At 50.9% G+C, this 24407-nt stretch carries 18 protein-coding genes and 6 pseudogenes; 14 read left to right on the top strand and 10 right to left on the bottom strand.

All coding sequences use genetic code 11. The annotated features are described in order from the left end of the window. The first annotated feature begins 372 nt into the window (after positions 1 to 372). Together C2U43_RS27925 and C2U43_RS27920 are read left to right on the top strand one after the other, a co-directional pair. Positions 373 to 1611 carry an IS110 family transposase gene (locus C2U43_RS27925; RefSeq protein ID WP_003030308.1) on the top strand — a complete coding sequence of 413 codons (1239 nt, stop codon included), beginning with the start codon at positions 373 to 375 and terminating at the stop codon, positions 1609 to 1611. A 307-nt stretch (positions 1612 to 1918) separates the two neighbouring features. After that, positions 1919 to 2218: pseudogene (locus C2U43_RS27920) on the top strand (IS66 family transposase); the annotation flags it as partial. Between the two features lie 71 nt (positions 2219 to 2289). On the opposite strand, the gene C2U43_RS27915 reads toward C2U43_RS27920, so the two are convergent. The 3 genes and pseudogenes from C2U43_RS27915 to C2U43_RS30150 all read right to left on the bottom strand — a co-directional run. After that, on the bottom strand, positions 2290 to 4941 hold the full coding sequence (locus C2U43_RS27915) for an excinuclease ABC subunit UvrA (RefSeq protein ID WP_012561117.1): 2652 nt from the start codon (positions 4939 to 4941) through the stop codon (positions 2290 to 2292). Between the two features lie 169 nt (positions 4942 to 5110). Then, positions 5111 to 5290: pseudogene (locus C2U43_RS30290) on the bottom strand (hypothetical protein); the annotation flags it as partial. A gap of 69 nt (positions 5291 to 5359) precedes the next feature. After that, positions 5360 to 5506 (bottom strand): annotated as a pseudogene (locus tag C2U43_RS30150) (regulator); the annotation flags it as partial. A gap of 51 nt (positions 5507 to 5557) precedes the next feature. Here C2U43_RS30150 and C2U43_RS27900 point away from each other — a divergent pair. From C2U43_RS27900 to C2U43_RS27870, 5 genes and pseudogenes are all read left to right on the top strand, one after another. Beyond that, positions 5558 to 6243 (top strand): annotated as a pseudogene (locus C2U43_RS27900) (IS3 family transposase); the annotation flags it as partial. A gap of 672 nt (positions 6244 to 6915) precedes the next feature. After that, complete coding sequence (gene ltrA, locus C2U43_RS27890; protein WP_001189111.1) at positions 6916 to 8424, top strand: group II intron reverse transcriptase/maturase; 1509 nt, start codon at positions 6916 to 6918, stop codon at positions 8422 to 8424. An 80-nt stretch (positions 8425 to 8504) separates the two neighbouring features. Then, a pseudogene (locus tag C2U43_RS27885) lies at positions 8505 to 8741 on the top strand (DDE-type integrase/transposase/recombinase); the annotation flags it as partial. 224 nt (positions 8742 to 8965) lie between these two features. Beyond that, on the top strand, positions 8966 to 10042 hold the full coding sequence (locus tag C2U43_RS27875) for an IS110 family transposase (protein WP_000227969.1): 1077 nt from the start codon (positions 8966 to 8968) through the stop codon (positions 10040 to 10042). Positions 10043 to 10058: 16 nt separating this feature from the next. Continuing rightward, positions 10059 to 10335 (top strand): annotated as a pseudogene (locus C2U43_RS27870) (IS3 family transposase); the annotation flags it as partial. Between the two features lie 199 nt (positions 10336 to 10534). Here the strand turns inward: C2U43_RS27870 and fghA are convergent. The 5 genes from fghA to C2U43_RS27845 all read right to left on the bottom strand — a co-directional run bounded on the left by fghA (position 10535) and on the right by C2U43_RS27845 (position 14108). Next, on the bottom strand, positions 10535 to 11371 hold the full coding sequence (gene fghA, locus C2U43_RS27865; protein ID WP_012561110.1) for an S-formylglutathione hydrolase: 837 nt from the start codon (positions 11369 to 11371) through the stop codon (positions 10535 to 10537). A 64-nt stretch (positions 11372 to 11435) separates the two neighbouring features. After that, complete coding sequence (locus C2U43_RS27860) at positions 11436 to 11834, bottom strand: VOC family protein (protein ID WP_012561111.1); 399 nt, start codon at positions 11832 to 11834, stop codon at positions 11436 to 11438. 43 nt (positions 11835 to 11877) lie between these two features. Beyond that, positions 11878 to 12987, bottom strand: coding sequence for an S-(hydroxymethyl)glutathione dehydrogenase (gene frmA, locus C2U43_RS27855; RefSeq protein ID WP_017384070.1), 1110 nt, complete (start codon positions 12985 to 12987; stop codon positions 11878 to 11880). Between the two features lie 34 nt (positions 12988 to 13021). Continuing rightward, positions 13022 to 13297, bottom strand: coding sequence for a formaldehyde-responsive transcriptional repressor FrmR (gene frmR / locus C2U43_RS27850; protein WP_017384071.1), 276 nt, complete (start codon positions 13295 to 13297; stop codon positions 13022 to 13024). Between the two features lie 113 nt (positions 13298 to 13410). Beyond that, positions 13411 to 14108 (bottom strand): IS1 family transposase gene (locus C2U43_RS27845; protein ID WP_223195083.1). Its coding sequence is split into 2 segments (ribosomal slippage): positions 13411 to 13859 and positions 13859 to 14108, totalling 699 coding nucleotides; the frame shifts between segments, so codons are not numbered across the junction. A 400-nt stretch (positions 14109 to 14508) separates the two neighbouring features. Between C2U43_RS27845 and acuI the strand changes: the two genes are divergently transcribed. Next, the gene (gene acuI / locus C2U43_RS27835; RefSeq protein ID WP_023280857.1) at positions 14509 to 15492 is read left to right on the top strand and encodes an acrylyl-CoA reductase (NADPH); all 984 of its coding nucleotides are present in this window, start codon (positions 14509 to 14511) and stop codon (positions 15490 to 15492) included. Between the two features lie 62 nt (positions 15493 to 15554). Here the strand turns inward: acuI and acuR are convergent, their stop codons facing one another. After that, positions 15555 to 16211 (bottom strand): acrylate utilization transcriptional regulator AcuR, encoded by a 657-nt coding sequence (acuR, locus tag C2U43_RS27830; protein ID WP_023280966.1) that lies wholly within the window; start codon positions 16209 to 16211, stop codon positions 15555 to 15557. 423 nt (positions 16212 to 16634) lie between these two features. Then, the gene (locus C2U43_RS27825; protein ID WP_017384073.1) at positions 16635 to 16931 is read right to left on the bottom strand and encodes a helix-turn-helix transcriptional regulator; all 297 of its coding nucleotides are present in this window, start codon (positions 16929 to 16931) and stop codon (positions 16635 to 16637) included. 858 nt (positions 16932 to 17789) lie between these two features. Between C2U43_RS27825 and C2U43_RS27820 the strand changes: the two genes are divergently transcribed. The 6 genes from C2U43_RS27820 to C2U43_RS27800 all read left to right on the top strand — a co-directional run bounded on the left by C2U43_RS27820 (position 17790) and on the right by C2U43_RS27800 (position 24405). Continuing rightward, the gene (locus C2U43_RS27820) at positions 17790 to 18278 is read left to right on the top strand and encodes a P-loop NTPase fold protein (RefSeq protein ID WP_023280967.1); all 489 of its coding nucleotides are present in this window, start codon (positions 17790 to 17792) and stop codon (positions 18276 to 18278) included. 44 nt (positions 18279 to 18322) lie between these two features. Then, a protein-coding gene (locus C2U43_RS27815) for an IS3 family transposase (RefSeq protein ID WP_087855188.1) occupies positions 18323 to 19473 on the top strand; the annotation gives its coding sequence in 2 pieces (ribosomal slippage) (positions 18323 to 18581 and positions 18581 to 19473; 1152 coding nt in all). A gap of 124 nt (positions 19474 to 19597) precedes the next feature. Next, positions 19598 to 22312: a P-loop NTPase fold protein gene (locus C2U43_RS27810; protein ID WP_157843391.1), complete on the top strand. Its 2715-nt coding sequence runs from the start codon at positions 19598 to 19600 to the stop codon at positions 22310 to 22312. 204 nt (positions 22313 to 22516) lie between these two features. Continuing rightward, on the top strand, positions 22517 to 22846 hold the full coding sequence (locus C2U43_RS27805; RefSeq protein ID WP_000140246.1) for a hypothetical protein: 330 nt from the start codon (positions 22517 to 22519) through the stop codon (positions 22844 to 22846). Positions 22847 to 22999: 153 nt separating this feature from the next. Next, positions 23000 to 23500 (top strand): hypothetical protein, encoded by a 501-nt coding sequence (locus tag C2U43_RS29950; protein ID WP_233899737.1) that lies wholly within the window; start codon positions 23000 to 23002, stop codon positions 23498 to 23500. After that, complete coding sequence (locus C2U43_RS27800) at positions 23455 to 24405, top strand: hypothetical protein (RefSeq protein ID WP_230145864.1); 951 nt, start codon at positions 23455 to 23457, stop codon at positions 24403 to 24405. Before C2U43_RS29950 ends, C2U43_RS27800 begins: the two co-directional genes overlap by 46 nt. Positions 24406 to 24407: the final 2 nt, after the last annotated feature.

The following is a 24407-nucleotide window of genomic DNA, read 5'->3' as shown; positions in this document are numbered from 1 at the left end:
TGCCGACGAGATAGCAAAATTAATACATTCAGGAGGAGGCATCTGCGGTTGATCTGTTCCGTATTTATTAACGCCCTGTGCTGTAAGTATTGTCTGCCTCTACCACATAGCAGACATGTGCGCAGGAACGGTCCGCTATGAGCGAAATATAGTCATTCGCACCCTGAGAATTACACTTTAAGTGATTCAGGGTATGCGCTTACTGGTTACGAATATTGAGCGAGAATCACGTGATGATCGCCGCTTTTCTTTCGAGCCAGTGGGTGCTCCACGTTCGCTAACGAATACTCAGGGCATGCAGATAAACTGCTGGCTATATTTCTTTCGAAGAGCGTGGAATGCATACCAATCCCCGATAAAAAGGAGTTGGTGATGACTGCGACTAATCAATTTGCTGCGCACGTTGGTCTGGACTGGGCAGATAAAAAGCACGATGTCTGTGTTCAGTTTAAAAACGGTGAACGCACATTCCATGTGATTGAACATACGCCGGAAGCACTTGATGTCTGGCTTACCGAGTTACACCAGAAGGTAAAAGGCAGGATCGCTATCGCCGTTGAGCTGAAGAAAGGTCCCGTGGTGTATGCTCTTCAGAAATATCCATTTATCACCGTTTTCCCCGTCCACGCTTTGTCCCTGGCTCGTTACCGGCAGGCCTTCTCGCCCAGCGGCGCTAAAGATGACCCGCAGGATGCCGAGCTGGCATTAGAGTTAATGCTGCGTTATCCCCAAAAGATAAAAGCCATTGAACCCGACAATGCGGATATCCGGTTACTCCAGCAACTGGTTGAGCAGCGCCGTCAGCTGGTTGAAGATAAACGCCGTTTTGTGAACCGGATAATCAACACACTTAAACAGTATTATCCTCAGCCACTGGAGTGGTTCTCACATCGGGGTAGCTTACTATTGTGTGAGCTGATTATCCGGTGGCCCAGTCTGCAACAACTGAAACGAGCGAGGCGCGACACGATCCGCAACTTTCTGAATGCCAAAGGTGGCCGCGCAATGGCTCTTACCGAGCAACGTGTTGCGAGTATTGATAACGCGATCCCATTGACTACAGACCCGAGCGTTATAGAGGCTAATGCTTTGATGGCAACAGCACTGGCGACACAAATTAAAGTCGTGAGTGAAATCATCAAAACCTATGACGAACGAATCGAAGCGTTGTTTGACACATTGCCAGATGCGGAGCTGTTCAAATCACTTCCGGGCATGGGGCCGTGTATGGGCCCACGAATGCTTGCTGCACTTGGTGATAACCGTGACCGGTTTAACAGCGCTGAAGAAATTCAAAACTACGCAGGTATTGCACCGGTGACAGAACGAAGTGGCCAGAAATCCTGGGTTCACTGGCGATGGCAGTGTGCCAAGTTCGTCAGGCAAACCTTTGTTGAATGGGCTGCCAAGACGGTTAATTCATCATACTGGGCCAGACTGTATTATCAGGGCCTCAGAGAGAAGGGCAAATCTCATCAGTCTGCGATCCGGGCACTGGCGTTCAAATGGATAAGGATCATTTACCGCTGCTGGAAGGCCAGAACCCAGTACGATGAAGCAAAATATTTGCTGGCTCTCGAAGCGCGCCACTCGCCCTTACTGAAGCCATAAAAAGCTTGTCGAATGTCTCAGGGCGTGAAGCGGACTTCCGGTCCTTGCGCAAACTCCCGTTCCGAGAAGTTGCAGTTCACAAATCACCTGTTAAAGAAGGTATGGTAGCCCACAGCATTAATTTTGCTTCCATCTTCAGTCAGACTGGCCGGTACCGGCTTCCGATAAGTTTCGTCGGCTGAGGCCCGCTAAAGTAGAGAGGTCAAAAAATAACCTTGACGTACAATAATTTTCGATATCCAAACTGACCCCTAATTAGGTGGACACCTGATGACTGACTTAAAATTTCTATCACGCCAGCGTTACACATCCGCAGTCGCATCTTGCGGGGTTCAGCGGGGTGTTGCAGGCGGACGTGCACGTGCGGACGCCCTCTGACACCACGACCGAAGCGCTGTGCCGTATCGGCGAGCTGTATGGCATCGAGGCGGGCATCCGGGGCAAAAGCGCGGCGGAACGGCTGGCCATTCGGCAGGAAAAAGCGGTACCGCTGCTGACCGCGCTGGAGGGCTGGCTGCGTGAAAAGCAGAAAACGCTGTCACGGCACTCGGAGCTGTCGAAGGCGTTCGCGTACGCGCTGAACCAGTGGGATGCGCTGAAATTATACCTGCGGGAGATTACTGATACAGAACACGCCGGGAATGTGCCGCCATTGACGCAATGACGACACAGCCCTTTTTAACCGTTCCGTGAGAGTTCCCTGGCAATATACTGTGCGGTACGGCTTTCTTTGACCTGCGATACCTGTTCGGGAGTTCCTGCGGCAACCAGGCGTCCTCCCTCATGTCCCGCTCCAGGACCGATGTCGATAACCTGGTCTGCCTGAGTAACCGCCCGCATATCGTGTTCAATCATTATCACCGTATTTTCTGCATCAACAAGCCGCTGCAGCTGCACAAGGAGGCGGTCGGCGTCTGAAGCATGCAGGCCGGTTGTCGGTTCATCTAGGATATACAACGTGTGGCCACGTTGGCTACGTTGTAGTTCGGTTGCCAGCTTGATCCTTTGCGCCTCCCCTCCGGATAACTCGGTTGCTGGTTGTCCCAGACGCAGGTAGCCCAGACCAATTTCACTCAGCAGACGGAGGGGACGAGCCACTGGTTCTTCAGTCGCAAAGAACTGACTGGCTTCATCCACCGTCATATGCAGGACCTCCGCGATATTTTTGTCCTGCCAGCAGATCCTGAGAGTATCCCGGTTATACCGCGCGCCATGGCAGGTCGGGCACGGTGCATACACGCTCGGCATAAACAACAGCTCCACGCTGACGAATCCTTCACCTTCACAGGTTGCACAGCGGCCTTTTGCCACATTGAAAGAGAATTGACCCGCATCGTAATGATGGAGTTTGGCGTCAGTCGTTCCGGCAAAGAGCTTACGAACAGGATCAAACAACCCGGTATATGTCGCCAGGTTTGAACGGGGGGTCCTGCCTATCGGTTTCTGGTCAACCTGAACCAGACGCTTTACCAGTCCGGTATCACCGGTCAGGGTACCGTACGTTTTCTCCGTTACGGATGGCCCCTCAGCGTCGCTGGCTTCGGAAAGCACGTCTTCTGGCTCACCGCCAAGTGAAGAAAGCACCAGTTCCGGTAAGGCCTGGGCAATCAGACTGGATTTACCGGAGCCAGAGACTCCCGTCACGGCTGTCAGCACACCCAGAGGAATATCAACATCGATCCACTTAAGATTGTGGCGATGGATCCCCTGCAGTTTCAGCCACCCGGATGGGATACGGGCAAAAGATTGTGGTGGCCGGACTTCATCAAATAAATAACGCGCGGTACGAGATTGGGTGACGGCTTTCAGATCTTCAGGAATACCACTGTAGAGAACATGTCCTCCCTGTTCACCAGCCGACGGTCCCACATCAACAAGCCATTGCGCCCGTCGCATCAGGTTAAGATCATGTTCAACGACAAACACCGAGTTGCCGGCATCACGAAGGTTCTCAAGCGCATCGTAAAGCGCTTTACTGTCTGAGGGGTGCAGACCCGCAGACGGTTCATCAAGAACATAGACCACACCAAACAGCATCGAACTGAGTTGCGTGGCAAGACGCAGTCGCTGAAGCTCTCCTGCAGATAGAGTTGGGGTTGCTCTGTCCAGCGTAAGATAACCCAGCCCCAGCTTCTGCAACTGATACAACCGGGCCATGACACCACCGGTCAGCCGTTGTGCCGCCAGTCGTTTCTCTTCCGATAACGCCGATGTCCGGCAGACATCGGCGTTATCGGAATGGACCGCTTTTCCGGATGCAGCACGCTCTGTCAGATCCCGACGGGTGATATCCCTGTCGGCATCTGCGCCGGCGTGGTGGGCACTGAAATCCCCCCGGGAGATTGGAAGGAGCAATTCCGCCAGCTGGTCTAAGGGCATCTGCATAAATTCACCAATGTCCACACCGGCAAAGGTGACGGACAATGATTCTGACTTCAGTCTTTTCCCGTGACAGACCGGACACAGCTTGCCTTCCATAAAACGGGAGACTCGTTTTCTCATCAACGCGCTTTGCGTGCTGGCGAAGGTATGTAGCACATAACGACGTGCCCCGGTGAAGGTCCCCATATAACCCGGCGTCATTTTTTTCCTGACGGCTTCGCGCGTATCTTCCGGACTCAGTCCCGGGAAAACCGGTACAGTGGGGGTGTCTTCGGTAAAAAGGATCCACTGACGGTCTTCCGCTGGCAGATTTTTCCAGGGAGTGTCGATGTCATACCCCAGCGTCACCAGAATATCCCGCAGATTCTGTCCGTGCCAGGCCGGGGGCCAGGAAGCAATAGCCTTTTCACGGATACTAAGTGAGGGATCGGGCACCATCAGTGTTTCAGTTACCTCATAGATATGGCCCAGACCATGGCAAGAAGGGCATGCCCCCTGCGGCGTGTTGGGAGAAAAATCCTCGGCATACAGCATCGGTTGTCCGGCAGGATAAGCGCCCGCCCGTGAGTACATCATTCGCACCAGACTGGATAAGGTGGTCACGCTGCCGACAGAGGAGCGCGCGTTACTGGCACCGCGTTGTTGCTGAAGCGCAACGGCTGGCGGCAGTCCGTCAATGGCATCCACATCCGGAACCCCGACCTGATCAATGAGGCGACGAGCGTAGGGGGCAACCGATTCAAAGTAGCGCCGTTGCGCCTCAGCATAAATGGTGCCAAAGGCCAGTGAAGACTTACCCGAGCCTGACACACCCGAAAAAACAACCAATGCGTTGCGCGGAATGGAAACATCCACCTCTTTAAGGTTGTTCTCGCGAGCACCGCGAATCACAACTGAATTGTTGTCGTCAGTCAGGATGGGATGATAACCGAAAAGTTTCTTTGCCATAGAATTTCCTGTGCTAGGTGTGTCCGCTCTTAATAAGGCCACCTCTTGTGACGGTATCTGGTGTGCCGGACCGCTCGATCAGAAAGCCCGTCGAAAAAAGCGTTTGTGTGACTGGAAACAGATTGCTGAAGCTGGGCCCGGTGGTACCATGTGGGACACCGCTGAAGTTTCAGCGGTACCCTGCGGATCCGCCTTCTGTATGAGAACTGGCTGGCGGCGTACCCGGGACCGGAGATTTGGCTCCCGTGATAATGCGGGCTCCCCGGTACGCGACGCTGTGGTTCCAGACCCAGCTGATGGCGACACTCAGGCGGTTTCGGGTACCAATTAAAAAATACAGATGAATAATGCACGTGATTTCATATGTCATTTCCTTTCATTACAGTTTTAGACCCCATCAGACATCTGCCTGGCAGAGTTAACGGAGATAGGAGCGGACTATCGAAATGGTGTCGTCGATTGACCTCTTCTGCGACTCATTTCGTTTGCCCGTATCGGGGAATTCCTCCCGAAGATAGCTTTCCAGAACAACCGCCATCAGGTCGTTAACGGCTCCCTGGACTGACCCCGCCCCGGTAGACGATCCTGCCCTATAGTTTGAGTATAGGAGGAGCGTATGGGCACACCACGATTTACACCTGAATTTAAGGAAGAAGCCGTCCGTCAGATAACGGAACGCGGTTATTCCGTCGCCTAAGTATCTGAGCGTCTGGGCGTCTCTGCACACCGCCTCTACAAGTGGCTACGGGCTATCAAACCTGATAACAGCGAGCAGCATGCCCGGGATTTACTGGAAGCTAAAAGCGAGATCCTGAAACTCCGGGCGCAGCTAAAACGCACCGAAGAAGAACGGGATATCCTGAAAAAGGCCGCGCGGTACTTTGCAAAGGAGCCCGACTGAAGTACCGCTTTATCAATGAGCACCGAACTGTATGGGGTGTGATGACGATGTGTCGGGTACTGAATGTCGCCCGGGCCGGGTTCTATGCGTGGCTGCATAACCCTGTCTCGGCGCGTGATAAAGATAACCAGCGCCTGCTGATGCTTATCCGCGACTCATATTCCCTGAGCGGAGGCGTATACGGTTACCGGCGGGTTCATGGCGATCTGAACGAAATCGGGGAAACCTGTGGTAGAAACCGGGTGGGTCGGATCATGCAACTGGACCGGATTAAAGCTGTGCGCGGCTATAAAGCGCCACGTCGTATCGCTGGCAGGCCTTCAGTCGTTGCTCCTAATCTCGTGCAGCGGCAGTTCACCGTTGTCCGGGCCACCCAGGTCTGGGTCACCGATATTACTTATAGTGTGCCCGGAGTTCAGGGCGGGCATGGATGCTTAAATGAACCGCGAGTCTGTCTGGAATATTGAACCGGTAACTCACGATGAGAAACCCAACAATCCCACCGGGTGTGACGGTGGAGAACCTGAGCGGCAGTGACCTGCGGCATGCCCGCAGGGTGATGTAACCCGCTGACAACGGGGATTGAGGCGAGATCACTAAGCCGAGATGATCCTCAAGGTTAAGTACTGAAAGGCTGAAGAACATGAACCCGTTAATCCGCCTCTGTGGGTTGAAAACGTCACCACGGCCTACGTGATCTGACAGGCCGTGCAGGAGGAACTGGCAGTGATACGTAAGCACTGCCGGTCGAAGGTGTTTTGACATGTATGCGAAACACCGGGGCAGCAGCGTCTATCACGCTTGCGATGCTGACTTCTGCCAACTTGCGGCAAGCAAGGATAAAGAGTGCGACGGGCAGCCTCCTCAGTATGCCTGAGTCCAGGCAGGTAAACCGGGGAAGGTCAGCGACGGATGTTAAGGGGGCATGGCTCCGATGACGCGCTGGCTGGCGGAGCTTCCGTAGTAGTCCGCGATGGGGAAAGCCCATTACATGGCGAAGGGAAGCAGTTTGAATGTGTTTGCGACGTGAATTAACTGACCTAACGAGGTGAAGACCTTTGATAATCAGCGAAATGCAACGCAAGCTTGCCACATGGGCAGCCACCGATCCGTCCCTACGGATTCAACGGCTGCTGCGTCTGATAACACAACCAGAATGGCTGGCTGAAGCGGCGCGGATCACGCTTTCATCAAAGGGGGCCCATACCCCCGGCGTTGATGGCGTGAACAAAACAATGCTACAGGCCAGACTGGCTGTTGAGCTGCAAATCCTCAGGGATGAATTACTCTCAGGCCACTACCAGCCCTTGCCCGCCAGACGGGTTTACATCCCTAAAAGCAACGGCAAACTGCGACCACTGGGTATCCCCGCGTTGCGGGATCGTATTGTTCAGCGGGCCATGCTGATGGCGATGGAGCCGATATGGGAGAGTGATTTTCATACGCTCTCATATGGCTTCCGGCCTGAGCGCAGTGTCCACCACGCGATCCGCACGGTGAAATTACAGCTCACAGACTGTGGTGAAACCCGGGGACGCTGGGTGATTGAAGGCGACCTGTCCAGTTACTTCGACACCGTACATCATCGACTGCTGATGAAGGCTGTACGCCGCAGGATCAGTGACGCACGTTTCATGACTCTGCTGTGGAAAACCATCAAGGCGGGACATATCGATGTCGGTCTCTTTCGGGCGGCCAGTGAAGGTGTACCACAGGGCGGTGTTATATCGCCGCTATTATCGAACATCATGCTGAATGAGTTCGATCAATACCTGCATGAGCGCTACCTGAGCGGGAAAGCCAGAAAAGATCGGTGGTACTGGAATAACAGTATCCAACGGGGCCGAAGTACGGCGGTCAGAGAAAACTGGCAGTGGAAACCCGCGGTGGCGTACTGCCGCTATGCCGATGATTTTGTCCTCATCGTCAAAGGCACCAAAGCACAGGCGGAAGCCATCAGGGAGGAGTGTCGGGGTGTGCTCGAAGGCAGTCTGAAACTCAGGCTGAACATGGATAAGACTAAAATCACCCATGTTAATGACGGCTTTATCTTTCTGGGGCACAGGATCATTCGCAAACGCAGTCGTTATGGCGAGATGCGAGTGGTCTCAACGATCCCGCAGGAGAAAGCCAGAAACTTCGCCGCATCGCTGACAGCACTGTTATCAGGCAACTACAGTGAAAGCAAAGTCGATATGGCTGAACAACTCAACCGAAAACTGAAAGGCTGGGCCATGTTCTATCAGTTCGTTGATTTTAAGGCCAAAGTCTTCAGTTATATCGACCGTGTCGTGTTCTGGAAGCTGGCTCACTGGCTGGCCCGCAAATACCGTACAGGTATCGCTTCCCTGATGAGGTGGTGGTGTAAATCACCGAAACCGGGTCAGAGCAAAACGTGGGTTTTATTTGGTAAAACCAATCACGGCAAGCTCAGCGGCGAAATACTGTACCGGTTGGTGGGGCAAGGCAAGAAGCTGTTCCGCTGGCGGCTACCCGAAGGTAATCCCTATCTGAGGACGGAGACCAGAAACACGTATACATCGCGCTTTACAGAAGTGGCAATGGCGTTCGCCAGCATTTAAATGGAGAGCCGGATGCGCTGAAAGGTGCACGTCCGGTTCGGGGAGGAGAGGCAGGGAAATAGTCCGACTACGCCCTGCCTCTTACTCTACTCCGCACCTGGCAGGGCTGGCTGTATCTGGCGGTGGTTATCGATCTCTTCGCCCGTAATGTGGTCGGCTGGTCGATGAAACCCACTCTCTCACGCGAACTGGCGCTCGACGCGCTGATGATGGCGGTCTGGCGCCGAAAACCAGACAGCGAGGTTATCGTACATAGCGATAGTAATAATGCCGATGTCAGTCTTTACCACCACTTAGTTTGCCGTTTAACCAGATTGGTGTGATTACTGATGCAGTGAAGACCTTCCCGCATCCTGACTCACACAGCGATCGACCTTTTGTGTCCTGCCCTGGACCCGTCGGTTGCCGGAAGCGCCTTCATGCGAGGCATCTCCTCACCGATGCGCGTGACTCAAGAAGGGCCTGACGGCTTGTCTCGTTACTGTCCTGTCCGGGTTATCTGTCTGGAGATTCAACTCTGTTTCCTCACAGGAGCTCTGTCATGGTTGATAAAGTTACCGAAGCTGCCGTTGTGGGTGGCGTGGATACACATAAAGATTTGCACGTTGCCGCTGTCGTAGATCAGAACAATAAAGTCCTTGGGACTCAGTATTTCTCCACAACACGACAAGGTTACCGGCAGATGCTGGCATGGATGACCTCGTTTGGGACATTAAAGCGAATTGGTGTTGAGTGCACAGGTACCTATGGTTCCGGTTTGCTTCGTTATTTTCAGAACGCCGGGTTAGAAGTTCTTGAGGTGACTGCTCCAGACCGGATGGAGCGACGCAAACGGGGTAAAAGTGACACAATTGATGCTGAATGTGCCGCTCATGCAGCATTCTCAGGCATCAGGACAGTTACTCCCAAAACGCGTGATGGCATGATTGAGTCCCTGCGGGTATTAAAAACTTGCCGAAAAACAGCAATATCAGCCCGCAGAGTCGCTCTCCAGATTATCCATTCAAATATTATCTCTGCCCCGGATGAATTACGTGAACAGCTCAGAAATATGACGCGCATGCAGCTCATCAGGACCCTGGGTTCCTGGAGACCTGATGCCAGTGAATACCGCAATGTAACCAACGTTTATCGCATTTCATTAAAGTCCCTTGCCCGACGCTATCTCGAGTTACATGACGAAATCGCTGATCTGGATGTCATGATTGCGGCAATTGTCGACGAGTTGGCACCTGAGCTGATTAAACGTAATGCTATCGGATACGAAAGCGCTTCACAGTTGCTGATCACTGCCGGAGACAATCCTCAACGGTTAAGATCAGAATCAGGATTTGCGGCACTGTGTGGTGTCAGCCCGGTCCCCGTTTCTTCTGGAAAAACGAACCGTTACCGACTTAATCGTGGTGGAGATCGTGCTGCAAATAGTGCACTTCACATCATCGCCATCGGACGCTTACGAACTGACGCAAAAACAAAGGAATATGTCGCCAGGCGTGTAGCCGAAGGACATACAAAAATGGAAGCGATACGCTGTCTAAAGCGATATATCTCCCGCGAAGTTTACACGTTACTGCGCAATCAAAACAGGCGGATCAACAGTATCCCGATAACAGCTTGACTCTTAGAAGGGCGTCCAGGGCAGCCAGTACGGCAGTGACGACTGGCAGCGCTTCTACCGGGCCAATAACCTGGCGCCGAGCATGAGCCGGCGTGGCAACTGCTGGGATAATGCGGTGGCCGAATCGTTCTTCAGTTCGCTGAAAAAAGAACGGATCAGAAAACGCATATATAAAACCAGGGATCTGGCCCGGGCGGATCTTCGATTACATTGAAGTCTTCTATAACCGGTCCCGGCGCCACAGCCACCTCGGCGACGTCAGTCCGGAGGCCTTCGAACAGGCCTCGTCGTGAGGACAGGATTTGTCTACAGGCGTGGGGTCAGTCCAAACTATAGGGCAGGATCGTCTACCGGGGCGGGGTCAGTCCATCAACGGCTCGGAAGTGTCTAGATTATCCGTGGCGATTCAGTTACAGTACATCTCAGGTCTGCAGGGTTCAGGCCCTGTTCAGGCCTGAAAATTAAGCACATTTTCTGAGGCTGGAAATCAACTCATGCTGACAGCCTGAGCCTGTTGGCATGGTAAGCAATGTGCTCACCAATAAAGCTGGAAATGAAATAATAGCTGTGGTCGTATCCAGTATGATATCGGAACGACGCATTGAGGTTCATCTCATTGCATACTCTCTCAAGGATTTTGGTGCGCAGTTGCTCTTCATAAAAGGCGTCACTCAGCCCCTGATCAATGAAGATTTCTGGTAATTTTTCACCCTGTAAAATGAGGCTGACTGGATCGTAGGCTTCCCACGTTTTTCTGTTTTCACCCAGGTAAGCGCTAAATGCCTGTTGCCCCCATGGCACCTGAGAAGGCGATACTATCGGGGAAAATGCTGATACGCTCACATATTCACCAGGATTTCGCAGAGCCAGCACCAGAGCACCCAGCCCTCCCATAGAATGACCGGATATAGATTTTCTTGCCGTTGCAGGAAAATGATTCATGACGACATCCGGAAGCTCTCTGAGAATATAGTCATACATCCTGTAATGAACATTCCACGGCTGTTCCGTCGCGTTCAGATAAAAACCGGCCCCCTGGCCAAGATCGTAACTGTCGGCATCCGGGACATTATTACCCCGGGGACTGGTATCCGGGACAACAACGATGACGTTATGCCGGGCTGCATAATGCTGCATACCTGATTTGGTGATGAAATTCTGCTCAGTACAGGTCAGGCCCGACAACCAGTATAGTACCGGCAGTTTTTCTGTTACTGCTTTGGGAGGAAGATACACACCGAAATTCATTTCACAATTAAGGGATTGTGAATAATGCCGGTACACGTTTTGCCAGCCGCCAGAGCTGGCATGCTGCTCAATGAGTTCCATCAGCCGTTATCTCATGGTTATTTCCCCTGACCGAAGCCAGGGGAAGTATCTTTAAATCCGGACGTCAGATAAACGTATACGCCGTGATTTTGTTACCCGCCGGATCCCGCAGGTAGGCAGCATAGGCCCCGGGAAGGTGACCACGCGGGCCAGGTTGACCTTCATCAGCTCCACCGGCGGCAAGGCCGGCAGCATGGAAAGCATCAACCTCTTCCGGGGTGGCAGCAGCGAAGCCGACAGTCACCCCGTTAGCGGAAGGTGCTTCACCGTTGCCCGGACGGGCAATGATAAATGCCGGCTTTTCGCGGCCATAGAGTACCCAGCCGTTGCCAAACGGGCCGAGGTTATTGATACCAAGCGTGCCCAGGACGACATCGTAAAATGCGGAGGATTTCTCGACATCGGCTGCGCCAATGAACACATGAGAAAAGATGCCGTCACCAGAAATTACCGGAGTTGTCATTTTCCACTTCCTTCAGTTTGAGTTGATTAAAATTCTGATGGGATCAGTAATGAATCACTGTCCGGATAGATTTGCCTTCATGCATAAGCTCGAAGGCGTCATTGATTTCATCCAGTGTCATCGTATGGGTTACAAATGGCTCAAGGTCAATATCCCCCTTCATGGCATCCTCGACCATACCGGGGAGCTGAGTGCGGCCTTTTACTCCGCCAAACGCGGAACCTTTCCATACGCGCCCGGTGACCAGCTGGAAAGGACGGGTGGAAATCTCCTGTCCGGCCCCTGCGACACCAATGACAACGGACTGCCCCCACCCACGGTGAGCACTTTCCAGCGCTGCACGCATGACGTTAACGTTACCGATACATTCAAAGGTATGGTCAATACCCCACTTGTTGATATCCAGCAGAACATCTTTAATCGGTTTGTCATAATCATTCGGGTTAATGCAGTCAGTGGCCCCGAACTGACGGGCCAGGTCAAATTTTGTCGGATTAGTATCGATAGCGATAATACGTCCCGCTTTTGCCTGACGGGCCCCCTGTACCGCAGCCAGACCAATTGCCCCCAGACCAAAAATGGCAACTGAATCGCCCGGCTGCACTTTAGCCGTGTTATGGACGGCGCCAATACCGGTAGTCACGCCACAACCCAACAGGCAGACGTGTTCATGGTTCGCCTCCGGGTTAATTTTTGCCAGAGAAACCTCGGCCACAACGGTGTATTCACTGAATGTGGAACATCCCATGTAGTGGTAAAGAGGCTGACCGTTGTATGAAAAGCGAGTGGTCCCGTCAGGCATCAGTCCTTTGCCCTGAGTCTCGCGAACCGATACACAGAGGTTCGTTTTACCGGACTGGCAGAATTCACACTCCCCGCATTCAGCGGTGTAGAGCGGAATAACATGGTCACCCGGCTTCACACTGGTGACGCCTTCACCAACTTCAACGACGATACCGGCTCCCTCGTGGCCGAGAACCACCGGGAAAACGCCCTCAGGGTCATTCCCTGAGAGGGTAAAGGCATCGGTATGGCAGACACCTGTGTGGGTGTTTTTAATCAGCACCTCGCCTTTTTTAGGCGGAGCAACATCAATTTCAACAATCTCCAGGGGCTTCCCTGGTGCAAATGCAACAGCGGCACGTGATTTCATACGTAATATATCCTCAATGTAATAATGGCCTCACCTATTTAAGATAGGCACGAACCAGCTCAATCGTATCGTCAACTGATTTACTGACTTCATGACTGTAGCTGTCATTCTGGTCAAAGGTTTCCCGTATGTGGCTCTCCAGCACCTCTGCCATCAGTCCGTTAGCGGCGCCCCGGACGGCGGCGATTTGCTGGAGAACGGAACGGCATTCAGCGCCACTTTCAAGTGCTCTTTCCAGAGCATCAATCTGACCCCGGATACGGCGAACCCGGGTTAGGACCTTTTTTTTCTCTTCAGGAGTACTGGGCATTGCTTACCTCACTGCTCTGTATTTCTTATACTATAGGGGAGTATTACATTAAGATCAACACATACCCCACTATAGTATAATAAATATATCAGAGCACCGGTAATGACTCCAACTTACTGATAGTGTTTTATGTTCAGATAATGCCCGATGACTTTGTCATGCAGCTCCACCGATTTTGAGAACGACAGTGACTTCCTGCCCAGCCTTGCCAGATGCTGCCTCAGATTCAGGTTATGCCGCTCAATGCGCTGCGTATATCGCTTGCTGATAACGTGCAGTTCTCCCTTCAGGCGTGATTCATAAAGCGGCCAGCCATCCGTCATCCATACCACGACCTCAAAGGCCGACAGCAGGCCCAGAAGACGCTCCAGCGTGACCAACGTGCGTTCACCGAATACGTGCGCCACAACCGTCCTCCGTATCCTGTCATACGCGTAAAACAACCAGCGCTGGCGTGATTTAGCGCCGACGTAACCCCACTGTTCGTCCATTTCCGCGCAAACAATGACGTCACTGCCCGGTTGTATGCGTGAGTTTACCGACTGCGGCCTGAGTTTTTTAAGTGTCGTAAAATCGTGTTGAGGCCAACGCCCATAATGCGTGCACTGGCGCGACATCCGACGCCATTCATGGCCATATCAATAATTTTCTGGTGTGTACCGGGCTGAGAGACGGTGTAAGTGAACTGTAGCTGCCATGTTTTACGGCAGTGAGAGCAGAGATAGCGCTGATGTCCGGCAGTACTTTTACCGTTACGCACCACGCCTTCAGTAGCTGAACAGGAGGGACAGCTGATAGAAACAGAAGCCACTGGAGCACCTCAAAAACACCATCATACACTAAATCAGTAAGTTGGCACCATTACCCGAATTACCAGCGTCTGCTCTTGGCACGGAGCGGACCTATTTACTGAGCCGAAGGTCCGCTCAGACTAACTCATTAAAGCCTGGTTGTTTTATCGCATCATCAGCCGTGTTCTGAAGCATTAGCTATGTATCTTCAGGGATGCTGATTTTCCCTCTGCACCAGATAAACCAGAATACAGTTTGATGTCGGTCAAAAAAGACAGCTTTAAGTGCATGAAATGAATAATGTTTCTTGAATGCTGGCAAAGCACTGGGATAGTAGTGTTGATTATTAGACGATCGGTCAATATTATTTATTGACGACTTAATGACTGAACGGTAAACGCCCGGACAAACGAGGTGAACGTGTTTAAATCTTTATTAATCAACAAAACAGATGGACGCTATAGTGCGCAACTTGCTGAAATCGCTGAAAGTGAACTACCGCAGGGGGATGTGGAGGTCAATGTTGACTATTCATCCATCAACTACAAAGACGCACTGGCCATTACGGGCCGGGGCCCAATCGTCCGACGCTTTCCCATGGTGCCCGGCATTGATTTTACCGGTACAGTGTCCGCCAGTTCACATCCCGAATATCAGGCCGGAGATAAGGTTCTCCTGACCGGCTGGGGTGTTGGGGAAAAACACTGGGGCGGACTATCCGAAAAAGCACGGGTAAATGGAGACTGGCTGACGCCGCTCCCGGCTGGCGCTAACGGCAAACACGTAATGGCAATCGGAACAGCTGGGTTTACCGCGATGCTGTGCGTAGACGCACTTCTGAATCATGGTATTAAGCCTGAAGATGGTCCGGTACTTGTTACCGGTGCCAGCGGCGGCGTCGGGAGCATTGCGGCCATGATCCTTGCATCAATGGGGTACCGCGTTACGGCGTCTACTGGACGCCCGGAAGAGGCTGCCTGGCTCTATAAAACGGTCGGTGTGGACGAGATTATTAACCGTTCCGAGCTCTCCTGTCCCGGAAAACCGTTACAGAAAGAACGCTGGGCTGCCGCCATTGATACAGTCGGTAGCCATACGCTCTGCAATGTATGCGCCGGGGTGCGTTATGGCAGTATTGTTGCAGCCTGCGGCATGGCACAGGGGATGGAACTAATGGGGAATGTGGCTCCGTTTATCCTGCGTGGCGTCACGCTGAAAGGGATTGACAGTGTCATGTTCGCGAAGGAAAAAAGAGCGGCGATCTGGCAGCAGGCGGTACAGTATTTACCGGAGTCCAGACTGGATAGCCTGACCACCGTTTATCCGCTGAGTGATGCCATCAATGTGGCCGAAAAACTTCTGAGTGGCGGAATTCGTGGCCGGGCAGTAATTCAGTGTAGCTAATGAAGTGGAAGCCAGGCTCAGCCTGGGTTTGATAATTATTATCAGGGGCTGCGGCCCCTTTTTTACTTTTCAACAGCCGTGTCCTTAGAGGGCTGATAGCGTACTGACTTTTTGAAATAGCTCCAGAAGTCGTACACAGGCTGGGTTGAGCAATAAAGTTTGGCACGCATTACGGCACCCTCCCAACTGCTCCAGAAAATGGCCGCCAGTTGCGTATTATTCATATCGGAACGGATTTCGCCCGAAGATAACGCGTCGGACAGACAGCACGCCACAAGCGCCTGCCAGCGCTCAAGTATTTCGTGGAGCTGTTTGATAAAGGACAGTGGAAGACCCGGACTCTCCTGCATCATATTGCCAACCAGACAGCCCCGGGTGAAATTGTACTTTTTAATGCCGTCGCAGGCATCGTCGATGAAATTTTCCAGACGCATCATTGGTGTGAAGGATGATTCATACAGATGTTTTTGGAGTTTATGCACAAAGAAACTGTCATAGGCGCTCAGAACAGTCTGGGCATACTCTTCTTTGCTCTTGAAATAGTAATAAAATGAGCCTTTAGGAACACTGGCATTTTTGACAATGGCATCGACTCCCGTTGAAAGAAAACCATTCTGCGTGAGCAGTTCAAGCCCGCTTCGGATCAGGTCATTACGGGTATCTGTATAGGTACTCTCTGTTTTTCGTGGCCTGCCTCGCCCACGAATTTCGCCAGTCATGACTTTGCTCCTGCATTTTATTAACGGAAAAGAATAAGTGATTTTGCGCGGAGGCTTCAATCAGTTTATCCCCGGCGGTGACGAGGTGGCCACCTATGCCGACTGGACAGGGGACTGACTATTGCCATAACGCCATCGCAGGTTGCTTCAGTAAACCTGCTAATCCCGTACAATGGCGAATTCGCTATATCCGCTTCTCGCACTTAGCTGCCATAAATCGGCCAGGCAATCACAGGTCATTTCTGTCTCGCAAAGAAGGTGCCGTTTCTGCTTTGCGTTGACACCCCTAAATATTAGAATTAAAAGGAGAGAGTTACTGGAAAAAGGCAGCGGAGGCAGTGACAATCGTGGCTTGAAGCCACTACTCGATGGATGCGGACATGTAGTTGGCGTCATTCGACAAAACTAGCAAACTTCTAATAGTCACCATTTCTCCCGTCTGGCGGGAGTGCTGTCAAATGCCCCCCTCATCTCTGTGTGGGAAATGAAGGGTGAAGGGGAAATAGATGACAGCGTTATTTCTACGCCCAGAATACTGAATACCTTGTACAGACGATCAATACTGGCGCTAGCAGGGTTTGCTTCCAGGCGGGCATAGGTTTGCTGCGTTACGCCAAGCCTCTCAGACACATCTTTTTGCGTGAAGCCCTTGATTTTGCGAAACCCGATTAGCACAGGTCTGAGCTGGTTCAGCGTTTTTATCGGGAACTGATTATTCATAAGTGACCTGCCTCGCAGACTGAGTAGGGAGTACCGCCCTGTAATACAGCAGGTAAGGTGTATTTTGTGTTATACAGACTATAGGCTGTAAAACCTTTATTGAAAAGATGCTGATGTTCCAGGGGCATGCCGAGCATGGACGATTTTCTGCGGGGCGGTATTTCGCTACGGGGGAGATTGCGTTCGGGCAATGTACCGGTGTAAAAAACGTCAATTTTTCAAAACCGCTGTTATCGGGATAAGCTGAAAACTCCGAAGGCAGACACAGCCACGAATAATGTCAGACTTAAACTCTGTAGCTGTCTTCTTTTGCCTGTAAATAACGTCTAGTTTGACTCTGATGAAGGCTGTACCAGGCAGAGAACATGTCACTCTCGGGGCCGGATGATAAAATGTGTTCAACTGGCTGGGCAGGGTAATAGCGAAGAACGTTCTCTGAAATTCGATTCAGCTCAGCGTAACGTGCGCTGTAGGTATGTATAATCCATTGCATCAATTTTGCATCCGTATTATTCGCAGATTACACACAAGAAGCTTAACAATGGCTGAAAGAGTGAGCAGGGATATGTAACAAAAACAAGGGCTTCAAGATGAACTGGATAAAACCGGAGCAGAGCAAGCCCTGTTCCGGTTTGTCAGGCTTTGGAATTTCTTCCAGGCCCCTGCAGCTAGTCACAACAAACACATTAATGTTTTCATTGCTTCAATTCAATATTATTGTGTGAAAGGGATTCCATCGAAATCGGCTTATGCATGCTTAAAACTAAACTGCCCCGGCTGCAGTCATTTGGTTGCTGTGGGCTCTGTACTGTGTCTAATAGTGAAAGAATCTTACGTTATAACGAAGGAAATTGCTGAATGACTCTACGATTGCAGACGGAATCACCCGCTGACCAGGATATGTTTAGAGGCAGCAGTCATGAAAAAGTTGCAGAGAATGTGGCTCAGATCATCAGGACACCTGATGTCAATATTATTGGTCTGGAAGGTGAGCTGGGTTCAGGTAAGTCAACAATATTGAAGTTCCTGCAGAAAAAGCTTAAAGATGATTTTACGTTCATTAACTTTGATGCAGAACGTTACCATCATGGCTCAACTAAAAAAGCGCTTATCGATGTCATCCACCACGGGGTCAGCCTACAATGTCCGGGCTCCCGGGATGTGTTGGATAAGTATAAAAATCTGGCTCTGGGTAACATCGTTGAATACGACAAGAGGGTCAGCAGCAGGCTAAGCTGGTTGACCGTCGTTTTTATTTTACTGTCATTGCTTTCCGTGCAGATGCTTCGTTATGTGCTAACAGACCTTAATCAATATTTTACTAACAATGATCTTACCCACGAATAGTGGACACACGACTAAGTGAGTAAACTCTTAACCAGAGGTGACTCATGACAAAACCAGCATCAACCAGTAAGAAGCCCCGCAAACAGTACACGCCTGAATTCCGCAACGAAGCCCTGAAGCTTGCGGAACGTATCGGTGTTGCTGCCGCTGCCCGGGAACTCAGCCTGTACGAATCCCAGCTCTACGCATGGCGCAGTAAGATTAACAATGCCCGCAGCTCTTCCGAACGTGAGCAGGAAATGTCCGTTGAAATTGCCCGTCTTAAGCGCCAACTGGCGGAACAGGCAGAGGAGCTGGCCATTCTCCAAAAGGCCGCGACATACTTCGCGAAGCGCCTGAAATGAAGTATGTCTTTATTGAAAAACATCGGGCTGAGTTCAGCGTCAAAGCCATATGCCGGGTACTGCGGGTCGCCCGTAGCGGCTGGTATGCGTGGCGTCTGCGTCGTCAGCAGATAACACCACGTCAGCAGTTCCGGCTCGTCTGTGATACTGCTGTCCGTCAGGCATTCACTGAGGCAAAACAGCGTTATGGTGCGCCTCGTCTCGCTGACGAACTGCCTGAGTACAACGTCAAAACCATTGCCGCCAGCCTGCGGCGTCAGGGGCTTCGCGCAAAAGCGGCCCGGAAGTTCAGCCCGGTCCGATACCGCGAACATGGCCTGCCGGTGTCTGAAAATCTGCTGAAACAGGATTTTTACGCGAGTGGCCCGAATCAGAAGTGGGCGGGTGACATCACGTACTTGCGCACGGACGAAGGCTGGTTGTACCTGGCGGTGGTCATTGACCTGTGGTCCCGTGCTGTCATCGGCTGGTCGATGTCGTCGCGGATGACAGCGCAGCTGGCCTGCGATGCGCTACAGATGGCACTCTGGCGACGTAAGCGCCCGGAAAATGTCATCGTGCATACGGACAGAGGCGGGCAGTACTGTTCGGCAGACTATCTGGCGTTACTGAAGCGGCATAATCTGCACGGTAGCATGAGTGCCAAAGGATGTTGTTACGACAATGCCTGCGCGGAAAGCTTCTTCCACTCGCTGAAGGTGGAATGTATCCACGGGGAACGCCTTATCAGCCGGGAAATCATGCGGATGACGGTGTTTAATTATATCGAGTGTGATTACAATCGGTGGCGCCGACACAGTGCCTGTGGCGGACTCAGTCCCGAACAATTTGAAAACCAGAACCTCGCTTAGGGCCGTGTCCACATTACGTGGGTAGGATCACAAGGAGTCATTATTAGGGTGGCTTTTTTATGTTGAGGTGGCCGCGTTTCTTTCTCCTGCCATTATGGTCGCAGGACTGGCATGCCTGCAGAACATGGAATGGTACAGAAAGAAAGGGTATTCGAGTATTGGTGATTTGTTCAAACGCAACAGTACTGACAGGATTGAAGAGACTTGGCTAGTTAATAAGGAGGTCGGAGCTATTGAGCTGGCTGAAGCTCTGCAGGGATTTACCTCCAAAGAGGTCATTTCCCATGGAGATCGCTTCATCCTTATCATTGATAATCTGGACCGAATCAGTGCAGACAAAGTGAAAGAGCTCTGGAGTGATATGGAGCTTATTGCCGGAGCCACTCATGAACACTTCAGGATAGTGGTGCCCTATTCGGCAAGACAGGTTTCAGCCTCACTTTCTGTGGCGGGTTTCAGCGGGCGTGAGTTTATTGCAAAGCGGATTCCTGTAAGTTTTCAGGTTCCTCCTCTTATTTCGGCAGGATGGCAGGAAGCGTTAAGGCAGTACTGGAAAGAAACAGTAAATGAGGATGCAGGGATAGCGTGCCGGGAAGCAACGGTGTTGCTTGAGCGCTGGAAACCCTCTGAGTATCCTCGTATCACACCGCGATTAATGAAGAAGTTTGTTAATGATATTCATATTCTGAACCTTACCGTTCCTGCAACAGAAGATCATCGCCATATTCTTATTGCTCTCTACTTACTGGTGGTCAGATACGGGGAGCGAGATATTAAAGTATTACTTCGCGATCCCAAAGCTAGTCAGACCGAACCCGGTATTGCTCCGGATGATTTTGACGAGATGCTCTCGCTAACTTATCAACAAATATCCCGAATTTTTAATAACGATACAGAAAGATGGAGCGAATTTCTGATGAGCATCCACTATCAGTCCACGGTGGAGCTTGCCAGGAGCGAGTTGCTTGATACGCCTCTTAAAGACGCGATTGGTGCTATAAATATCCCACGGCTTGAAGAACTGACGGCCTTGTGGGGTTTCGCTGAAGCATGGCAGCGAGTGGCACCACATATTCAGATGCGAGACTGGCTGGTTTCTTATAGCCGGATGGATGAGAAGTGTCAGGCTCTCGCCGAACCGCAACTCAAAGTCGCAGTGCAAATGCTGAATCAGAGTTATGCTGTTTCACTCAGAGAAAAGAATGATGAAGGTTTCGTATTGAGTCTGCAGAAACTGATGGCTGACGGGCGGATAAGCCTAGAGCCTTTCGTCGAAAGGCAAATATCGTTTATTGTGAGTAAACTTGATGAAATTCAGGATTCAGAAAAATTGGAGGCTGAATCCACGCAGACGTTGCTGCAGGAAGCTGATTCATACTCTGTTCTGGCCGGTGAATCACTACTGAATAAAATGGAGAATTTTGTAGATGGCGTATTTTATGTGGAATACCTTGTCAATAATGAAGAGACCTTGTCAAACCTGAAAATTGGCACACTAGATATCGGAAATCACGGTCGGGAGGAGATGTTACGCTATGGAGCTGAGCAACCTCAGATAGACCTTTTTAATCCGGGAATTATCCGGCATATCAATATTGCATCGAAGGCGGTACAGAACGTAATTGGAAAGAATGATGGTACAGGTGGGGCTCAGGTTAGCTCTGCAATAATGACGCTTAAAAATCGTCAGGTTGTTGAGGACGTTATCCATTTCAGAAAAATTGTTCTGAGCCCGGACTGGAATAATAATGTTTTAAATCAATATTATCTTAATAATACGGCGACGAGGAATCTCTTCCCTGCGGAATTTGCTGCACAGGCTGTTGCTCACATGGTGCTCCATGGTAACTATGCCGGTATCGAGTCGTACAGTGAACATATTGGTGAGGAACGGTTTGACCTGGCTTTGGCTGCATATCTTCGTTATCTACGTACTGCCGAGAGTATCTTTATAGCACTTAAGGATAAAAATGTTCTGCCGTACATCAAAAATGCTGTTGGCAGGATTGTTGATTTAGGTCTTCTGGTGAATATACCTGTCCTGAGCTTTGTTAAAGGTCAGTATGACGTCATCAAAGAAGCTACAAATGCAACCTCTCTTTTAATATTTGTGCGAGAGCGTCAAAAAGCACTGTCAGAGAAAATAATTGAGTCTGATGTGAATGCTATGGGTCCAGTATTTCTCCATGACGTATATCAGTCAGGTGAGCAGTTTGATATTTTGAAGAAAAAGCTGAACGCCCTGGCATGTGGAGTATTTAGTTCTTCTGAAAGGCTTATTGAGTGTTTTACGGTTCTTCCTGTGAACATGCGCTTTATCCTTGAACAAATGCAACTTCAGGGGCAGCATATCCGGATGGAAGGTAGTGTGGGTATCTTTGCATCATGGTTCCGTGATGCAGAGCCAGACGTTGTCACAAATGCCGAGAACATTCATTTCCTGTGGTCTTGCCTCGACGATACCCAGAGAGAGACTGTACTTGATGAGTTGCACGATGTCTTACTTGAAAGACATATTCGTATTGACAGCCGTATTGCGATTATTACCCGTTTTCATAATGAGTTGTCGTTTATTGAACCTGAGAAGGCCGTTGAACGCAGGGCTATTGCGGCGCTGTTTAGCGCTTCTGTTGATAATGTATTATTGTCTCAATGGCTTGACCGTCAGACGTTTTCATTTTCATCATGGTCTCCGGAGGACGCCCGTACGGCAACGAGTTGTATAATGAATAACTCGGAGATTTTTCCTCTCATCTGCAGGAATTCACAGTATATTAAAAACAGAATGTTACCAGAGAAAGCGGACGTTACAGAAGATAGTGATACGTTTCCGGACTGAGTTCGTTCTTTAAATCCTATACCTGAAGACCACAGCGGTGGTCTTTGGGAGTTTTTTTATTGCCTGATATACATTAAGCATGTTATATCTTGCTAAGAAATAATCATTCAGGGATTAATCATAACTACTGAAGTTATGTTGTGTTCTTTTCTTTTAAAAATAAATTATTCAGATTTATTTTCTATTGATTTAATGAGGTAGGGAATGACAGAAAGTGCTTTGCTTTTGCGAGAGGCATTTAATGAATCGGTTAACTATATGACATGGTCTTTTTATTCACTGATAACTGCTTACGTTTCGATGGCTTTTTATGATAGAGTTGAGGTTAAGACCCGAATAAATAATTATCTGAATAAGTTACTTTTCGTGATTGCTATGTCCGTTTTTATCCCAAATATGTACTTTGTTTCAATGGTGTTCAGTCAGAAGTTAGGCACCGCAGCTGGCGTTGCGTCATTCATTATTGGGCTACTTTTCATGATGTTAAACTCGGCGCCTGTAATTACTGGTATCGTACAGCAGCGCAAAGATTGAGTTTTATGAGTATAGTCAGTTGGGTTTTCATCTGTTTTATCAGACTTAGAAAAATGAAATCTTTCAATTCATTGATTTTAAACGCAAAAAAATTTCTAAATGATCAGAATTATAGGGTGCTCCTTATGCTGCGCCGTCGGCATTGACCACTCGATGGAAACCTTACTCCGCACTGATCCTGAGAAGTACGGCTACCAGGCTGGTCTAAACCGCCTTCAGCGTTTCCTGACCAAAATCCAGTACGACTGGAGCCTTCGGGATTATATCGGCCGCAAAGTGTTTGAGGGCGGGTATGTGCGTCTTCAGCCCAATGTTTTCTCGTCGTCCCTGACCGAACGACTGTTCCATATCTGTTGCAGCCTCGATTACGTGGAGGCCCAGCGGGCCGCAGCGGTGCGGGAAAAGTTACTTTCTGGCGAGGTCGAAGATACGGCGCATAACCGCCGCATGGCGGAGCCGCAGTTTCGACTGGTGCAGGAAGCCAACGTGCTGCATATCGACTTTCTCTGGTCACTGCATTGCTTTAACCCGCGACCATTTCGCGCCATCGAACTTTACCGCCAGGTGTGGGAAGGGGGGCACTGGATCTGCTCGACGATGAGCCAGCTATGCAACCCGTACCCCGCACGCCGATGCCAGCACCACGCTGGATGAAGTTGCCGGAAGGCCGTATCGGGACGTCATTTGACGGGCTGTCTGATCCGTCTGCCGAAATGGCCTATTTTGACGGTCGGGAGGATGACCGTGCTTCCCGCAGCCTGCTGAGCAGCGGGGAAAGCCTGAACATCGTTGCATTCGAAGAAGAGGATGAGCTGACGGTCGATGAAGACACTGCGTCCTGGATTATCTGGCATGAATATGACGGATTACGCCAGCGTGTGTCTGACGGTGAGTTTACCCCCGTGGCGGCGGCACAGTACCTGCTTAGATACGGCGCCGTCCGAATTTCCCGGGGGAAAGGTGCGGTGTACCACCGCCTCGCTCAACGCGGGCAGGCCTTTTCACGTCTTGGCATTAACGACCAGACGCCGCTGCCGTCCCTGCTCGTCAGCCACCGTTTCAAGATCCTGACCGACTGCGATTACCGCCTGCTCGTTGCCCGTAAACTGCGGGGGCAGCGGCAGAAACTGCGCTTCTGGTGCTGTGTTGCGGCCTGTGTGGCGCTGCACACCCACAACCGAACGCCTCTTGGGGCATGGATCACGACGCAACTGGAGAACGAACGCCAGCAACATCTGGCCCGGACGGGTGACGAACTGAAAGCCGGTCTGCTCGACGCTGTACTGACTCTCTGTAACCTGCGGATTAAGCCTCAATCAATGCAACCGGAGGAACGGTTGTATTACCGGGCTGTCAGAAAACGCTTTCTGACGACGTTAGCCAGGTGTATTTCCCAGGAGTACGACGAAACCTTACGGGAGGTTATTTGGGCGCTGAGGATGCTGTCCGGTCCCCAGTCTTCGAAAAAGACGGGATTCCGGCATGTGGATGATTGCCGGGAGAGTACTGCGGCACTGTTAAGGCCTCTGCTGAATCGTCTGGTCCGCCTGCTGGCGTGAGG

Source organism: Citrobacter freundii complex sp. CFNIH9, assembly GCF_002903305.1.
Lineage (GTDB): Bacteria > Pseudomonadota > Gammaproteobacteria > Enterobacterales > Enterobacteriaceae > Citrobacter > Citrobacter portucalensis.
Note: the sequence above shows the minus strand (reverse complement) of the source record. Positions and strands in the feature narration are given on the sequence as shown.

Excerpts from the sequence above, each read along its gene's own strand:
- C2U43_RS27925 (WP_003030308.1), top strand. The coding sequence starts at position 373 with ATGACTGCGACTAATCAATTTGCTGCGCACGTTGGTCTGGACTGGGCA.
- C2U43_RS27915 (WP_012561117.1), bottom strand. The coding sequence starts at position 4,941 with ATGGCAAAGAAACTTTTCGGTTATCATCCCATCCTGACTGACGACAAC.
- ltrA (WP_001189111.1), top strand. The coding sequence starts at position 6,916 with ATGCAACGCAAGCTTGCCACATGGGCAGCCACCGATCCGTCCCTACGG.
- C2U43_RS27875 (WP_000227969.1), top strand. The coding sequence starts at position 8,966 with ATGGTTGATAAAGTTACCGAAGCTGCCGTTGTGGGTGGCGTGGATACA.
- fghA (WP_012561110.1), bottom strand. The coding sequence starts at position 11,371 with ATGGAACTCATTGAGCAGCATGCCAGCTCTGGCGGCTGGCAAAACGTG.
- C2U43_RS27860 (WP_012561111.1), bottom strand. The coding sequence starts at position 11,834 with ATGACAACTCCGGTAATTTCTGGTGACGGCATCTTTTCTCATGTGTTC.
- frmA (WP_017384070.1), bottom strand. The coding sequence starts at position 12,987 with ATGAAATCACGTGCCGCTGTTGCATTTGCACCAGGGAAGCCCCTGGAG.
- frmR (WP_017384071.1), bottom strand. The coding sequence starts at position 13,297 with ATGCCCAGTACTCCTGAAGAGAAAAAAAAGGTCCTAACCCGGGTTCGC.
- acuR (WP_023280966.1), bottom strand. The coding sequence starts at position 16,211 with ATGACTGGCGAAATTCGTGGGCGAGGCAGGCCACGAAAAACAGAGAGT.
- C2U43_RS27825 (WP_017384073.1), bottom strand. The coding sequence starts at position 16,931 with ATGAATAATCAGTTCCCGATAAAAACGCTGAACCAGCTCAGACCTGTG.
- C2U43_RS27820 (WP_023280967.1), top strand. The coding sequence starts at position 17,790 with ATGACTCTACGATTGCAGACGGAATCACCCGCTGACCAGGATATGTTT.
- C2U43_RS27810 (WP_157843391.1), top strand. The coding sequence starts at position 19,598 with ATGGAATGGTACAGAAAGAAAGGGTATTCGAGTATTGGTGATTTGTTC.
- C2U43_RS27805 (WP_000140246.1), top strand. The coding sequence starts at position 22,517 with ATGACAGAAAGTGCTTTGCTTTTGCGAGAGGCATTTAATGAATCGGTT.
- C2U43_RS29950 (WP_233899737.1), top strand. The coding sequence starts at position 23,000 with ATGGAAACCTTACTCCGCACTGATCCTGAGAAGTACGGCTACCAGGCT.
- C2U43_RS27800 (WP_230145864.1), top strand. The coding sequence starts at position 23,455 with ATGCAACCCGTACCCCGCACGCCGATGCCAGCACCACGCTGGATGAAG.